Source organism: Streptococcus mitis (assembly GCF_946190335.1).
Taxonomy (GTDB): domain Bacteria; phylum Bacillota; class Bacilli; order Lactobacillales; family Streptococcaceae; genus Streptococcus; species Streptococcus mitis_CH.
In genome coordinates this window covers 173,945-187,708 of sequence record NZ_CAMHZN010000003.1, presented here as the reverse complement: position 1 = coordinate 187,708, position 13,764 = coordinate 173,945, and the positions used below count along the sequence as shown (strand labels likewise).

Genomic DNA, 13,764 nt, shown 5'->3' with positions numbered 1-13,764 from the left:
ATATTAGATGAAAATCAAATTCAAACTAAATCAGTGTTATCTGTTTCAAATAATATTAGGAGGTCTTTATTTAATGATTATAGTATACACAGCCAACCTTAAATAGAACTTAAAATTTCTCCTATTTTCTTAATTTTTAAAACTATGAATTGGTGCTGGAATTTGTCCACCGCGAGAGATGAAATTGACAGACGAAGCCCCATTGACCTTCATAACAGGTGCAGTACCTAATAGGCCACCAAACTCAATCATATCGCCTTCTTTTCCTTTTGGAATAATACGAACAGCCGTAGTTTTCATGTTAATGACACCAATTGCAGCTTCGTCTGCAATCATAGCCGCAATGGTTTCAGCAGGTGTATCCTCCGGAATGGCAATCATATCCAAACCAACAGAACAGATAGCCGTCATAGCTTCTAGTTTTTCCAGATTAAGAGAGCCATTTTGCACTGCAGCAATCATTCCTTCATCTTCTGAAACAGGGATAAAGGCACCAGACAAACCACCAACTTGGTTGCAGGCCATGACTCCGCCCTTCTTAACTTGGTCATTCAAGAGAGCCAAGGCAGCCGTCGTCCCATGCGTACCAACTGTTTCTAGCCCCATTTCTTCAAGGACACGTGCAACAGAATCTCCAACAGCAGGAGTTGGCGCCAAACTCAAGTCCACAATACCAAACTCCACACCGAGTCTCTCACTGGCCATTTGACCAACCAATTGACCGATACGAGTGATCTTGAAGGCAGTCTTCTTAACTGTTTCGGCTACTACATCAAAGCTCTGTCCACGAACTTTTTCCAAGGCACGTTTTACCACACCAGGACCAGAAACTCCGACATTGATGATAACATCTGCCTCCCCAACACCATGGAAGGCACCCGCCATAAATGGATTGTCCTCAACAGCATTAGCGAATACAACCAACTTGGCCGCTCCCATATCTGATAGATTAGCCGTTTCCTTGATAACACGTCCCATATCTGCCACAGCCGTCATATTAATACCAGACTTGGTTGAGCCGATATTGATTGACGAGCAGACCTTGTCCGTTTCAGCCAAGGCGCGAGGAATAGAATTGATGAGAATCTCATCTCCCTTTTGATAACCCTTTTGTACCAAGGCAGAGAAGCCACCGATAAAGTCCACACCAATCTCTTTCGCAGCCTTATCAAGAGCTTTTGCCAGAACCACATAGTCTGTCGCATCTGTCGCAGCCCCAATCAAAGAGATAGGAGTCACCGATACACGCTTATTAACGATTGGAATCCCCAACTCAGCCGCAATTTCATCGCCAACAGCTACTAAATTAGCTGCCTTGCTCGTAATCTTTTGATAAATTTTCTCCGCAGCACGATTGATATCTGGATCAATACAGTCCAAAAGAGAAATCCCCATGGTAATGGTTCTGATATCGAAGTTTTGCTCCTCAATCATGGCAATGGTTTCAGTAACTTGTCTAATATCCATGTGCACCTCCTAGATATTATACATAGCGTCGAAAATCGCTGCACTCTGAATATTGATTTTCACATTCAAAGTTTGCCCAAAAGTTTCAAACTCATTTCGCAGATAAGTAAAATCCTGCTTTTCATCACTTGAGACGACAGCCATCATCGTAAAATATTCATCCAAAACAGTTTGAGAGATATCGTCAATATTCAATCCTAATTCTGCAATTTTGCCAGAAACACCTGCAACAATTCCAGATTTATCTTTACCAACAACAGTTATAATCGCTTTCATAAGCAAACTCCAATTCTTCTTTTAATAGGAAACCTGAACATTAAACAGGATTCTTTTCAAATAGTATAGCATAATTCTAACTAAAATACTCAAAAACGCCTGCTTACGAAGTTGTTCTTAAGAAAAAAACAATTTCGTAAACAAGCGTCTACTATCCCAACTTATGATGAGTGTTCCCGCTAGGACCGAGATCCTAGCGGTAGACCAGAGCTAGACTAAGAGCACAAGACTCCATCATCATAACACTCAACAAAATTGATGATTTTATACTAATTCGATGATCGCCATTGGCGCTGCATCACCACGACGTGGTTCAGTTTTAAGGATACGAGTGTATCCACCGTTACGTTCAGCATAACGAGGTGCGATTTCTGAGAACAATTTTTGAAGTGCTGTAGTAGAAGTGTACTTATCAGTTGCTTCATCATAGTTTTCAGATGCGATTTCATTACGTACGAAAGCAGCTGCTTGACGACGTGCATGCAAATCACCACGTTTACCTAGAGTAATCATTTTTTCAACAGTTTTACGGATTTCTTTAGCACGAGCTTCAGTTGTCACGATTGATTCGTTGATCAAAAGGTCAGTTGTCAAATCGCGAAGCATTGCTTTACGTTGTGAGCTAGTGCGTCCTAGTTTACGGTAAGCCATGTATTCCTCCTTTATTTATCTTTTAATCCAAGACCCAAATCAATGAGTTTGAGTTTCACTTCTTCCAAACTCTTGCGTCCAAGATTTCGTACTTTCATCATCTCTGCTTCAGATTTTTCTGTCAAATCATGCACAGTATTGATACCGGCACGTTTCAAACAGTTGTATGAACGCACAGACAAGTCCAGTTCCTCAATCGTACGATCCAAAATACGGTCGTCAGATTCAGTATCAGCTTCTTTCATCACTTCAGTTGACTTAGCAATCTCAGTAAGATTTGTAAATAAATCAAGATGTTCTGTCAAAATACGTGCTGAAAGCCCTAAAGCATCTTCTGGAATAATTGTTCCATTTGTCAAGATTTCAAGGGTTAATTTGTCAAATCCATCATTGCTACCTACACGAGCAGGTTCCACTTGATAGTTGACTTTTGTAACTGGTGTATAAATAGAATCTACAGCAAGTGTTCCAACTGGTGCATTATCCTTTTTATTTTCATCAGCAGGTACATATCCACGACCACTGTTAACAGTCATAGTCGCTTTTAGAGAAGAACCTTCACCGATTGTAAAGAGATAATGATCTGGATTTACAATTTCAATATCGCTATCTGTCAAAATGTCACCAGCTGTTACTTCAGCAGGACCTTCAACATCTAGTTCGATGATTTTTTCGTCTTCAACGTACGATTTCACTGCAATTCCTTTAATGTTCAGAATGATTTGCATCACGTCTTCACGAACACCTGGAACTGTGTCAAACTCATGTAACACACCATCAATGTTGATAGATGTCACAGCTGCTCCTGGTAGAGAAGCTAGAAGTACACGACGAAGAGAGTTACCAAGAGTTGTACCGTAGCCACGTTCAAGTGGTTCGATTACAAACTTGCCATAATCTTTATTTTCATCAATTTTTGTTATATTTGGTTTTTCAAACTCGATCATTTAGTTACTCCCTCTTAAACGAAAAGCAGTGTAATGCGATGATTATACACGGCGACGTTTTGGAGGACGAGCACCATTGTGTGGCACTGGAGTCACATCACGAATTGCTGTTACTTCAAGACCAGCGGCAGCAAGCGCACGAATAGCTGACTCGCGACCAGAACCTGGACCTTTTACAGTAACTTCAACTGATTTAAGACCGTGTTCTTGTGCAGATTTAGCAGCAGCTTCAGAAGCCATTTGAGCAGCGAATGGTGTAGATTTACGAGAACCTTTGAAACCAAGAGCACCAGCTGATGACCAAGCAATTGCATTACCATGCACATCAGTAATCATAACAATAGTGTTATTAAATGTAGCGTGAATATGAGCAATACCAGATTCGATATTCTTTTTCACACGACGTTTACGTGTTGGTTTAGCCAAGACTTTTACCTCCTATATTATTTTTTCTTACCAGCGATCGCGACAGCTTTACCTTTACGAGTGCGAGCGTTGTTTTTAGTGTTTTGTCCACGGACAGGAAGTCCACGACGGTGACGGATACCACGGTATGAACCGATTTCCATCAAACGTTTGATGTTCAAGTTTACTTCACGACGAAGGTCACCTTCAACTTTGATTGCATCCACTTCACGACGGATAGCATCTTCTTGATCTGATGTAAGATCACGTACACGAACATCTTCTGAGATTCCAGCAGCAGCCAAAATTTTCTTAGATGTTGCAAGTCCGATACCATAAACATAAGTCAATGAGATTACTACGCGTTTGTCATTTGGAATGTCAACTCCAGCAATACGAGCCATGTTTTCTCCTTTCTATCTTATCCTTGACGTTGTTTGTGTTTTGGATTTGCTGGGCAAATTACCATAACACGACCATTACGACGAATAACTTTACAGTATTCGCAAATTGGTTTGACCGATGGTCTTACTTTCATTTCTTATCCCTCCAAGTTTTTCGATTATTTAAAGCGGTAAGTGATACGTCCACGTGTCAAGTCATATGGACTCATTTCGACAGTAACACGATCTCCCGCTAAAATACGAATATAGTTTTTACGAATTTTACCAGAAACTGTTGCTAAAATCTGATGTCCATTTTCAAGTTCAACCGTAAACATTGCATTCGGCATTGTATCAACTACTTTGCCTTCAACTTCAATCACATCGTCTTTTGCCACGCAAAAGCACCTCCATAAATTTCGATTCGATGCCTCTAGACACAGAGACAACAATTATAAGTCAGACTATCTCAGTATAACATTTGTAGCGGATTTTTGCAAGTGTGAAAAACGCTTTATTTCAAATTTGTCAATACTTTTTCGATATCTGAGAAGACATCATTGATATCTTGATTACCTTCGATGTCATGAACCAAACCTTTGGCACGGTAGTGAGCAATGATTGGTTCCCCTTGAGCAATATTCACATCCAAACGACGTTTCACTGTCTCAGGTTTGTCATCTTCACGTTGGTAGTAATCTTCTTCTTTATAGTCAACTGGTGGGTTAAAGACCTTGTGGAAAGTTTCTCCAGTTACGCGGTGGATAATACGACCACTCAAACGTTCCAAGAGGCTGTCTGGATTTACTTCAATGTTGATGACACCTTCTAGTTCAATGCCAAGTTCAGCCAATGTTTTGTCCAAGGCATGAGCTTGTTCAATTGTACGTGGGTAACCATCCAACAAGAATCCTGTTTCTTTAATATCATCTTGTGAAAGACGTTCTTTTACGATCCCATTTGTAACTTCGTCAGGAACCAATTCACCCTTGTCAATGTATGACTTGGCAAGAACACCCATTTCAGTTTGATTTGCCATAGCAGCACGGAACATATCACCTGTTGAGATATGTGCAACATGGAATTGTTCTACGATTTTTGCTGCTTGAGTTCCCTTACCTGCACCAGGTAAGCCCATAATCAAAAGATTCATGATTAGATCTCCTTATTTTATTTTTAAATAGAAGCAAAAAGTCTTTTCACCCCTATTTAAAAACAAAATAGAAGAGGGGAGACCAAACTCTCACTAATGTTAGAGTTAAACCTCCACTCCCTCAGCATTTACTGATTCTGTAAATACTTTTATTCTGTTCTGTCCATGAAACCAACATACTTACGTTTCAATAGGTAACCTTCCAATTGTTTGATTCCTTCAATACCTGTAGAGATAATGATCAAAAGACTGGTTCCTCCAAAAGCAACTGCTTCTGAAAGTCCGAAAACATCTTTTGCTACAATCGGTAAAATGGAAATCACACCAAGGAAGAGGGAACCAACCGTTGCAAGACGACGAAGAAGCTTAGACATATATTCTTCTGTACCTTTACCAGGACGAACTCCATGGATATAGGCACCGCTCTTTTGTAGGTTCTCTGCCGCTTTTTCAGGATTAATCTGCACAAACGTATAGAAGAATGTAAAAAGAATAATCAATAAAGCATACATAGCAATACCAGTTGGTGAAGTTGTTGCCAGCATTTCTTGTGCTGTTCTTACCCAAGCCCAATCATGACCTGTAGCGCTCAAAAACTGAAGAATAGCCGCAGGCGCTGCAGTAATCGAACTTGCAAAGATAACAGGGATAACACCAGCAGGATTTACCTTCAAAGGAAGGTAAGAGCTAGATGGAGCACCTTGTGCAACCTTAGTATATTGGATTGGAATTTTGTATTCTGCTTGTTGAACATAAGTTGTAAAATAAATGATCAACAATACAGTAATAATCAAAATGATTACGAAAATGATAGATGAGTTGATACGGCTACTTGGGACGTTTACAAAGTAGTCCACATAGATGCCCTGAATCATCTCTGGAATTGAAGCAACAATCCCTGCAAAGATAATCATAGAAACACCATTACCGTATCCCTTATCTGTAATTTGCTCTCCCAGCCAAGTAACAATCATGCTACCAGCTGTTAAGATGATACCAATCATGATAAAGACTTGTGGAGTAAGAGCTGTTTTCAACAATTGAGCTCCAGCCAAAGTATTAAAACCAGCTGTAATCCCGATAGATTGCACAAAGGCTAAAACAAGAGCAATATAACGAGTAGCTTGATTTAATTTTCTTCGACCTACTTCCCCTTGTTTTCCCCACTCTACAAATTTGGGTAAAATATCCATTTGTAAGAGTTGGACAACGATAGAGGCCGTAATGTAGGGGCTAACACCAAGAGCAAAAACTGAGAAGTTTTTCATGGCATTCCCTGACACCAAGCTCAACATGTTTAAGAAGGATAATCCACTTAAAGCATTCAAGCTATTGGCATTCACACCTGGAACTGTAATGCTAGTTCCGATACGAAAGACCAAAACGATAAAAATTGTGAATAAAATTTTTGATCGAACCTGCTTGACTTTAAGAGCTTCTCTTAATAATTTAAAAAACATAGGTCACCTCTCTTAGATGACTTCTACTGAACCACCTTTAGCAGTGATAGCTTCTTCAGCTGATTTAGAGAATTTAGCTGCTTTCACAGTCAATTTCTTAGTCAACTCACCGTTACCAAGAATTTTAACACCTGATTTTTCAGCTTTAACAATTCCTGCTTCGATAAGAACAACTGGAGTAACTTCAGCACCATCTTCAAAGACGTTCAATTGGTCAAGGTTCACAATTGCGTATTCTTTAGCGTTGATGTTAGTGAATCCACGTTTTGGAAGACGACGGAACAATGGAGTTTGTCCACCTTCAAAACCAAGGCGAACTCCGCCACCGCTACGAGCTTTTTGACCTTTTTGACCACGACCAGATGTTTTACCGTTACCTGATGAAGTACCACGACCAACGCGGTTACGTACTTTACGAGAACCTTCTGCAGGTTTCAATTCATGAAGTTTCATTTTTATTTTCTCCTCTTTTGTAAAATGCTAGCGCCGATAAGGGAGAAAAGGTTGTCTCCCCCATCAACTCGCCTATACGACGTCATCATAGATGACTATATCTAGTTTTAGGGGATGGTATAGTGCACATCCCCTAAAAATTCATTAGTTTACTTCTTCAACTGTTACTAAGTGAGATACTGCAGTGATCATACCACGGATAGCAGCGTTATCTTCTTTAATAACAGAGCTGTTCAATTTGCCAAGTCCAAGTGCTACAACAGTTTTACGTTGTGATGGAATGCGTCCGATTGGAGACTTAGTCAAAGTAATTTTAATTTGAGCCATTTTATCCCCTTTCTTATGCCAAATCAGAAACTGAAATACCACGAAGGGCAGCAACTTCTTCAGCGCGTTTCAATTGTTTCAAACCTTCAACAGTTGCACGAACAATGTTGATTGGAGTGTTAGAACCAAGTGATTTAGATGTAATATCTGCCACACCTGCCAATTCCACAACGGCACGAACTGCACCACCAGCGGCTACTCCAGAACCTTCTACAGCAGGTTTCAACAATACTTTAGCTCCACCGAACTCTGAAAGAACTTCGTGTGGGATTGTTGTTCCAACCATAGGAACTTCGATCAAGTTTTTCTTAGCATCATCTACTGCTTTACGGATTGCTTCTGGAACTTCTTGAGCTTTACCAGTACCAAATCCTACGCGACCGTTGTGATCACCAACAACAACAAGAGCTGCGAAACGAAGACGACGTCCACCTTTAACAACTTTTGTAACACGGTTGACAGCAACTACGCGTTCTTCTAATTCAACTGCATTGTCTTTAAATGCCATTTTCTAGTGTCCTCCTATTAGAATTTCAATCCGTTTTCACGAGCTGCATCAGCCAAAGCTTTCACACGTCCGTGATATAGATATCCACCGCGGTCGAACACCACTTCTGAAATACCTTTAGCGTTTGCACGTTCTGCAACGAGTTTACCGACAGCAACGGCTTGTTCAGTTTTAGTTCCTTTTGAAACTTCTTTGTCAAGAGTTGAAGCACTTGCGAGCGTTACACCCGCTACGTCATCAATCACTTGAGCGTAGATGCCTGTATTAGAACGGAATACGTTCAAACGTGGGCGATCAGCAGTTCCAGAGAGTTTTCCGCGAACGCGACGGTGGCGTTTTTGGCGGAGTTTGTTTTTATCTGGTTTTGAAATCACAGTTTTCACCTCTTTAGTTTTAAATCGTGTGCTATGCACAAAGTTGGAAAATAGGTTGGTGGTTGAGAATCAACCACTCAACATTATTTACCTGTTTTACCTTCTTTACGGCGAACGAATTCACCAACGTAACGAATACCTTTACCTTTATATGGTTCTGGTGAACGAAGGCTACGTACGTAAGCAGCTGTTTGACCAACTACTTCTTTTGAAATTCCGCTAACAACGATTGTTGTTGGGTTTGGAAGTTCAAAAGTAATTCCTTCTGGAGCTTCAACTTCGTCTGGATGAGATTTACCAACAGCCAAAACAAGTTTAGATCCTTGAAGTTGTGCACGGTAACCAACCCCGCGCATTTCAAGTTCTTTCTTGAATCCTTCTGATACACCAACAACCATGTTGTTCAAAAGGGCACGAGTAGTTCCGTGGATAGTTTTCATTTCTTTTGAATCGTTTGGACGGTGAAGAGTTACTTCAGTACCTTCCACACGGATTTCAATATCTTTTGAGAACTCACGAGTAAGTTCTCCTTTAGGTCCTTTTACAGTTACAACGTTGTCATTGTTAGTGATTTCAACACCAGCAGGCAACACGATAACTTTATTACCAATACGTGACATGTTTATTTTCTCCTGTTAAATTGTCAGGCCAGAATGGCCAGTTTTCACGGGGTTAAGATACTTGTTTAGCTCAAGAGCTGAACTGAACACGCTCTAAGAACTGTGCAAAATAGATAAGTTGACTTGTTTGTAAACAAACTTCTCCAACTTCCTAATTTTGCTTTGTTCTTTACGAGCTTTGTATCTTGATTTTACCAAACGTAAGCGATAACTTCTCCACCAACATTCTTTTGGCGAGCTTCTTTATCAGTAAGCAAACCTTCAGAAGTTGAAAGGATAGCAATTCCAAGTCCGTTAAGAACTTTTGGAAGGTCTTCACGTTTTTTGTAGACACGAAGTCCTGGTTTAGAAACACGTTTCAAGTTAGTGATAACTTTTTCACCGTTTGGTCCGTATTTAAGGAATACACGGATGATGCCTTGTTTGTCATCTTCGATGATTTCAACGTTTTTTACAAAACCTTCGCGTTTAAGGATTTCAGCAATCCCTTTTTTGATGTTTGATGCAGGTACTTCAAGTACTTCGTGTTTCGCTTGGTTAGCGTTACGAATACGAGTTAGGAAGTCTGCGATTGGGTCAGTCATAACCATTTTGTTTTTCTCCTCTTACTAGTAGTTTGCAAGTTGCACTTGCTAGTTAATACATGATACAAAGAGCGTAACATCAAGAGCAAAAATAGGCAATTTGATGTAGGAGCGAAGCTCCAAAGAAAATTGGTCTTTTTTGCCAAAGCTGTAGCTCGTGTTCAAATTGGCAAGCCCAACTGAACCCGAGCTAAACTCTGTGTGAAAAAGATAAACTTTCCTAGAAACTTCAGTTTCTTCGTCAAGTTTCCTATTTTCACTTAGAGTTTTGACGCCCTTGATATCTTAAATTACCAAGATGCTTTTGTTACACCAGGGATTTGTCCTTTGTAAGCTAATTCACGGAAGCAAACACGGCAAAGTTTAAATTTGCGGTAAACTGAATGTGGACGACCACATTTTTCACAACGAGTATAAGCTTGAGTAGAGAACTTCGCTGGACGTTTGTTCTTAGCAATCATTGATTTTTTAGCCATTAGATTTACCTCCTATATTATTTTGCAAAAGGCATTCCAAGGCCTGTAAGCAATGCACGTGACTCTTCGTCAGTGTTAGCAGTTGTTACGATAACGATGTCAAGACCACGAGTTTTGTCAACGTCATCGAAGTTGATTTCTGGGAAGATCAATTGTTCTTTCACACCAAGTGTGTAGTTTCCACGTCCATCAAATGATTTTGTTGGAACACCATGGAAGTCACGTACACGTGGAAGTGAAACTGAAACCAATTTATCCAAGAATTCGTACATACGTTCACCACGAAGGGTAACTTTTGCACCGATCGCAACACCTTCACGAAGACGGAAGCCGGCGATTGATTTTTTAGCTTTAGTGATAAGTGGTTTTTGACCTGAGATAAGTGCCAATTCTTCAGCAGCTTTTTCAAGGCTTTTAGCGTTTGATACAGCTTCACCAACACCCATGTTCAAAACGATCTTATCTACTTTAGGCACAGCCATCACTGATGAGTAGTTGAATTGTTCTGTCAAAGCAGGAACTACTTCATTAAGATATTTTTCTTTTAAACGATTTGCCATTATACTTCTCCTTTCCTTCGTGATTAATCAAGCACTTCGCCTGATTTTTTGTTGTAGCGAACTTTTTTACCGTCTACAAATTTGTAACCAACACGACCAGCTACACCATTTTTGTCCAAAACTTGAACGTTTGATACGTGGATAGCTGCTTCTTTCTCGATGATACCACCTTGAGGAAGCTCGTTAGTTGGACGTTGGTGTTTCTTAACGATGTTAACACCTTCAACGATAACTTTGTTTACTTTTGGAAGGGCAGTAAGGACAACAGCTTCTGTTCCCTTATCTTTACCAGCGATTACGCGAACTTTGTCGCCTTTTTTTACAAACATTAGGTTTCTCCTTGATTTTTCTTACGCCCATAAGGGCACCCTGGAGGCAAATCCAGGGGACTAGTTTGTTTCTAAAATTTAAAGTACTTCTGGAGCAAGTGACACGATCTTCATGAAGCCACCTTCACGCAATTCACGTGCAACTGGGCCAAAGATACGTGTTCCGCGAGGAGTTTTGTCTTCACGGATGATAACTGCTGCGTTTTCGTCAAATTTGATGTATGAACCATCAGCACGACGAGCACCTGATTTAGTACGAACGATAACTGCTTTAACAACGTCACCTTTTTTAACCGCACCACCAGGAGTAGCTTGTTTTACAGATGCCACGATAACATCACCGATGTTTGCAAATTTACGTCCTGAACCACCAAGAACTTTGATAGTCAAGATTTCGCGAGCACCGCTGTTGTCTGCGACTTTCAAACGAGTTTCTGTTTGAATCATTTCAGTTTTCTCCTTTCAGGTTTGATTAGATGATGACCGCTTCTTCAACAACTTCTACAAGACGGAAACGTTTTGTAGCTGAAAGCGGACGAGTTTCCATGATACGTACAATATCGCCTTCTTTGGCAACATTGTTTTCATCATGAGCTTTGTATTTTTTAGAGTAGTTAATACGTTTACCATAGACTGGGTGGTTACGTTTTGTTTCAACTACAACTGTGATTGTCTTGTCCATTTTGTCAGATACAACACGTCCAACAAGAACTTTACGATTATTGCGTTCCATTGAAATTTCTCCTTCCCTAGTCTATTATTTCGCTTCAGATTGAACTGTTTTGATACGAGCGATTTGTTTTTTAACTTCTTTCAAGCGAGCTGTTTGTTCCAATTGACCAGTAGCAGCTTGGAAACGAAGTTCAAACAATTCTTTTTTCAATTCGTTTTCGCGCTTCGCGAGTTCTTCTTGAGAAAGACCACGAAGTTCTTTAACAAATTCTTTTACTTCATTAAGTTTCATGCCTTCTCCTTATTCTGCTTCACGTTTTACGAATTTACATTTAACTGGCAATTTGTGGCTAGCAAGACGAAGCGCTTCGCGTGCAATCTCTTCAGATACACCAGCGATCTCGAACATAACTTTACCACGTTTAACTGGTGCTACCCAACCTTCAGGTGCCCCTTTACCAGATCCCATACGCACACCGATAGCTTTAGCAGTGTATGATTTGTGTGGGAAGATTTTAATCCAAACTTTACCACCACGTTTCATGTAACGAGTCATGGCGATACGAGCAGCTTCGATTTGGCGGTTAGTGATCCAGTGGCTAGTTGTAGCTTGAAGACCGTATTCACCGAATGCTACTTCTTTTCCACCTTTTGCTTCACCGCGCATTTTTCCACGGAATTCACGACGGTGTTTAACACGTTTAGGTACTAACATTGGTTATTTACCTCCTTTAGTGTTTTTGCGAGCTGGAAGAACTTCACCACGGTAGATCCATACTTTAACACCAAGTTTACCGTATGTAGTATCTGCTTCTTCCCAAGCGTAATCGATATCTGCACGAAGTGTGTGAAGTGGAACAGTTCCTTCAGAGTATCCTTCAGCACGGGCGATATCTGCACCGTTCAAACGACCTGATACTTGAGTTTTGATTCCTTTAGCTCCAGCACGCATTGCACGTTGGATTGCTTGTTTTTGTGCACGACGGAAAGCAACACGTTGCTCCAATTGACGAGCAATTCCTTCACCTACAAGGTGAGCATCCAAATCAGGTTGTTTGATTTCGATGATGTTGATGTGTACTTGTTTTCCAGTCAATTTGTTAAGTTTTGCACGGAGTGCATCAACGTTAGCACCACCTTTACCGATAACCATACCTGGTTTAGCAGTGTGAAGTGAAACGTTAACTTTGTTTACTGCGCGTTCGATTTCGATAGTTGAAACTGCTGCGTCAGCAAGTTCTTTTTGAACGAATTTACGGATTGCAAGATCTTCATGAAGGTAATCCGCGTATTCTTTTTCAGCATACCATTTGGCATCCCAATCACGGATGATGCCGACACGCATACCAATTGGATGTACTTTTTGACCCACGATTTTACCTCCTTATTTTTCTGCAACAGCTACAGTGATGTGAGCTGTACGTTTGTTGATTGGTGAAGCTGAACCTTTCGCACGTGGACGGAAACGTTTCATAGTTGGTCCTTCGTTTGCGAATGCTTCAGATACTACCAAGTTAGCTTTATCCAAACCAAAGTTGTTTTCAGCGTTAGCTACAGCTGAGTTCAAAACTTTCAAGATGATTTCAGCAGCTTTGTTTGGAGTGAATGTCAAGATTGCGATTGCATCGGCTACGCTTTTACCACGGATGTTATCAAGAACAAGACGTGATTTACGAGGTGAAACACGTACTGTACGAGCCATTGCTTTAGCTGAAGTAATTTCTGCCATTTATGTTCTCCTTATTTTCTACGTGTTTTCTTGTCGTCTGCAGCGTGACCTTTGTAAGTACGAGTTGGTGCAAATTCACCAAGTTTGTGACCTACCATGTCTTCTTGGATGTAAACAGGTACGTGTTTACGTCCGTCATAAACTGCAATAGTGTAACCAATGAAACTTGGGAAGATCGTTGAACGACGTGACCAAGTTTTAATAACTTTTTTCTTTTCGTCGTTAGCTTGAGCTTCAACTTTTTTCATCAAATGCTCATCGACGAAAGGTCCTTTTTTAAGACTGCGTCCCATTTTTATATTTTCTCCTTTAAATGTTGTACCACAGCGGCTTGCACTCACATGGAGCGCTACCGAGCTGGCGGATTTACTAGTTGCTTAAGCGACTAGT

Annotated in this window: 26 protein-coding genes; all 26 read right to left on the bottom strand. The window is 40.5% G+C overall.

Going from position 1 to position 13,764, the window contains the following annotated elements; genetic code table 11:
* Positions 1 to 129: 129 nt before the first annotated feature.
* Positions 130 to 1,467 carry a PFL family protein gene (locus N8O43_RS06100; RefSeq protein ID WP_261089745.1) on the bottom strand — a complete coding sequence of 446 codons (1,338 nt, stop codon included), beginning with the start codon at positions 1,465 to 1,467 and terminating at the stop codon, positions 130 to 132.
* A 9-nt stretch (positions 1,468 to 1,476) separates the two neighbouring features.
* On the bottom strand, positions 1,477 to 1,743 hold the full coding sequence (locus tag N8O43_RS06095) for an ACT domain-containing protein (RefSeq protein ID WP_045612362.1): 267 nt from the start codon (positions 1,741 to 1,743) through the stop codon (positions 1,477 to 1,479).
* A 264-nt stretch (positions 1,744 to 2,007) separates the two neighbouring features.
* Entirely contained in the window at positions 2,008 to 2,394 is a 387-nt protein-coding gene (rplQ, locus tag N8O43_RS06090; protein ID WP_000331493.1) for a 50S ribosomal protein L17, read from the bottom strand.
* An 11-nt stretch (positions 2,395 to 2,405) separates the two neighbouring features.
* Positions 2,406 to 3,341, bottom strand: a complete 936-nt coding sequence (locus tag N8O43_RS06085; RefSeq protein ID WP_000568988.1) for a DNA-directed RNA polymerase subunit alpha — start codon at positions 3,339 to 3,341, stop codon at positions 2,406 to 2,408.
* Between the two features lie 42 nt (positions 3,342 to 3,383).
* On the bottom strand, positions 3,384 to 3,767 hold the full coding sequence (rpsK, locus tag N8O43_RS06080) for a 30S ribosomal protein S11 (RefSeq protein WP_001118385.1): 384 nt from the start codon (positions 3,765 to 3,767) through the stop codon (positions 3,384 to 3,386).
* 17 nt (positions 3,768 to 3,784) lie between these two features.
* Entirely contained in the window at positions 3,785 to 4,150 is a 366-nt protein-coding gene (gene rpsM / locus N8O43_RS06075; RefSeq protein WP_000090781.1) for a 30S ribosomal protein S13, read from the bottom strand.
* A gap of 17 nt (positions 4,151 to 4,167) precedes the next feature.
* Positions 4,168 to 4,284, bottom strand: coding sequence for a 50S ribosomal protein L36 (gene rpmJ / locus N8O43_RS06070; protein ID WP_001808836.1), 117 nt, complete (start codon positions 4,282 to 4,284; stop codon positions 4,168 to 4,170).
* A 24-nt stretch (positions 4,285 to 4,308) separates the two neighbouring features.
* Positions 4,309 to 4,527 carry a translation initiation factor IF-1 gene (gene infA, locus N8O43_RS06065; RefSeq protein WP_001029883.1) on the bottom strand — a complete coding sequence of 73 codons (219 nt, stop codon included), beginning with the start codon at positions 4,525 to 4,527 and terminating at the stop codon, positions 4,309 to 4,311.
* Between the two features lie 116 nt (positions 4,528 to 4,643).
* Complete coding sequence (locus N8O43_RS06060; protein ID WP_001050436.1) at positions 4,644 to 5,282, bottom strand: adenylate kinase; 639 nt, start codon at positions 5,280 to 5,282, stop codon at positions 4,644 to 4,646.
* A gap of 149 nt (positions 5,283 to 5,431) precedes the next feature.
* Positions 5,432 to 6,742: a preprotein translocase subunit SecY gene (gene secY / locus N8O43_RS06055; protein ID WP_000465403.1), complete on the bottom strand. Its 1,311-nt coding sequence runs from the start codon at positions 6,740 to 6,742 to the stop codon at positions 5,432 to 5,434.
* A 12-nt stretch (positions 6,743 to 6,754) separates the two neighbouring features.
* Positions 6,755 to 7,195, bottom strand: coding sequence for a 50S ribosomal protein L15 (rplO, locus tag N8O43_RS06050; RefSeq protein ID WP_000766089.1), 441 nt, complete (start codon positions 7,193 to 7,195; stop codon positions 6,755 to 6,757).
* A 144-nt stretch (positions 7,196 to 7,339) separates the two neighbouring features.
* Positions 7,340 to 7,522, bottom strand: coding sequence for a 50S ribosomal protein L30 (gene rpmD, locus N8O43_RS06045; RefSeq protein WP_000057241.1), 183 nt, complete (start codon positions 7,520 to 7,522; stop codon positions 7,340 to 7,342).
* Between the two features lie 13 nt (positions 7,523 to 7,535).
* Positions 7,536 to 8,030, bottom strand: coding sequence for a 30S ribosomal protein S5 (rpsE, locus tag N8O43_RS06040; protein ID WP_000874202.1), 495 nt, complete (start codon positions 8,028 to 8,030; stop codon positions 7,536 to 7,538).
* Between the two features lie 17 nt (positions 8,031 to 8,047).
* Positions 8,048 to 8,404 (bottom strand): 50S ribosomal protein L18, encoded by a 357-nt coding sequence (rplR, locus tag N8O43_RS06035; RefSeq protein WP_000624044.1) that lies wholly within the window; start codon positions 8,402 to 8,404, stop codon positions 8,048 to 8,050.
* A gap of 83 nt (positions 8,405 to 8,487) precedes the next feature.
* The gene (gene rplF, locus N8O43_RS06030; protein ID WP_000086626.1) at positions 8,488 to 9,024 is read right to left on the bottom strand and encodes a 50S ribosomal protein L6; all 537 of its coding nucleotides are present in this window, start codon (positions 9,022 to 9,024) and stop codon (positions 8,488 to 8,490) included.
* A gap of 191 nt (positions 9,025 to 9,215) precedes the next feature.
* A complete protein-coding gene (gene rpsH, locus N8O43_RS06025; protein ID WP_000245504.1) occupies positions 9,216 to 9,614 on the bottom strand; it encodes a 30S ribosomal protein S8 in 399 nt (132 codons plus the stop codon).
* Positions 9,615 to 9,898: 284 nt separating this feature from the next.
* Positions 9,899 to 10,084 carry a type Z 30S ribosomal protein S14 gene (locus tag N8O43_RS06020; protein ID WP_001085697.1) on the bottom strand — a complete coding sequence of 62 codons (186 nt, stop codon included), beginning with the start codon at positions 10,082 to 10,084 and terminating at the stop codon, positions 9,899 to 9,901.
* A 17-nt stretch (positions 10,085 to 10,101) separates the two neighbouring features.
* Entirely contained in the window at positions 10,102 to 10,644 is a 543-nt protein-coding gene (gene rplE / locus N8O43_RS06015) for a 50S ribosomal protein L5 (RefSeq protein WP_000013542.1), read from the bottom strand.
* A 23-nt stretch (positions 10,645 to 10,667) separates the two neighbouring features.
* Complete coding sequence (rplX, locus tag N8O43_RS06010; protein WP_000497691.1) at positions 10,668 to 10,973, bottom strand: 50S ribosomal protein L24; 306 nt, start codon at positions 10,971 to 10,973, stop codon at positions 10,668 to 10,670.
* Between the two features lie 78 nt (positions 10,974 to 11,051).
* The gene (gene rplN, locus N8O43_RS06005) at positions 11,052 to 11,420 is read right to left on the bottom strand and encodes a 50S ribosomal protein L14 (RefSeq protein ID WP_000616545.1); all 369 of its coding nucleotides are present in this window, start codon (positions 11,418 to 11,420) and stop codon (positions 11,052 to 11,054) included.
* A 25-nt stretch (positions 11,421 to 11,445) separates the two neighbouring features.
* Positions 11,446 to 11,706: a 30S ribosomal protein S17 gene (rpsQ, locus tag N8O43_RS06000; protein WP_000440801.1), complete on the bottom strand. Its 261-nt coding sequence runs from the start codon at positions 11,704 to 11,706 to the stop codon at positions 11,446 to 11,448.
* 24 nt (positions 11,707 to 11,730) lie between these two features.
* Positions 11,731 to 11,937, bottom strand: a complete 207-nt coding sequence (gene rpmC / locus N8O43_RS05995) for a 50S ribosomal protein L29 (protein ID WP_000772918.1) — start codon at positions 11,935 to 11,937, stop codon at positions 11,731 to 11,733.
* Positions 11,938 to 11,946: 9 nt separating this feature from the next.
* On the bottom strand, positions 11,947 to 12,360 hold the full coding sequence (gene rplP / locus N8O43_RS05990; protein WP_000960946.1) for a 50S ribosomal protein L16: 414 nt from the start codon (positions 12,358 to 12,360) through the stop codon (positions 11,947 to 11,949).
* A 3-nt stretch (positions 12,361 to 12,363) separates the two neighbouring features.
* Positions 12,364 to 13,017 carry a 30S ribosomal protein S3 gene (rpsC, locus tag N8O43_RS05985; RefSeq protein ID WP_000529936.1) on the bottom strand — a complete coding sequence of 218 codons (654 nt, stop codon included), beginning with the start codon at positions 13,015 to 13,017 and terminating at the stop codon, positions 12,364 to 12,366.
* Between the two features lie 12 nt (positions 13,018 to 13,029).
* Positions 13,030 to 13,374, bottom strand: a complete 345-nt coding sequence (gene rplV / locus N8O43_RS05980; RefSeq protein WP_000818137.1) for a 50S ribosomal protein L22 — start codon at positions 13,372 to 13,374, stop codon at positions 13,030 to 13,032.
* Positions 13,375 to 13,385: 11 nt separating this feature from the next.
* Positions 13,386 to 13,667 (bottom strand): 30S ribosomal protein S19, encoded by a 282-nt coding sequence (gene rpsS / locus N8O43_RS05975; RefSeq protein ID WP_000533766.1) that lies wholly within the window; start codon positions 13,665 to 13,667, stop codon positions 13,386 to 13,388.
* Positions 13,668 to 13,764 lie beyond the last annotated feature (97 nt).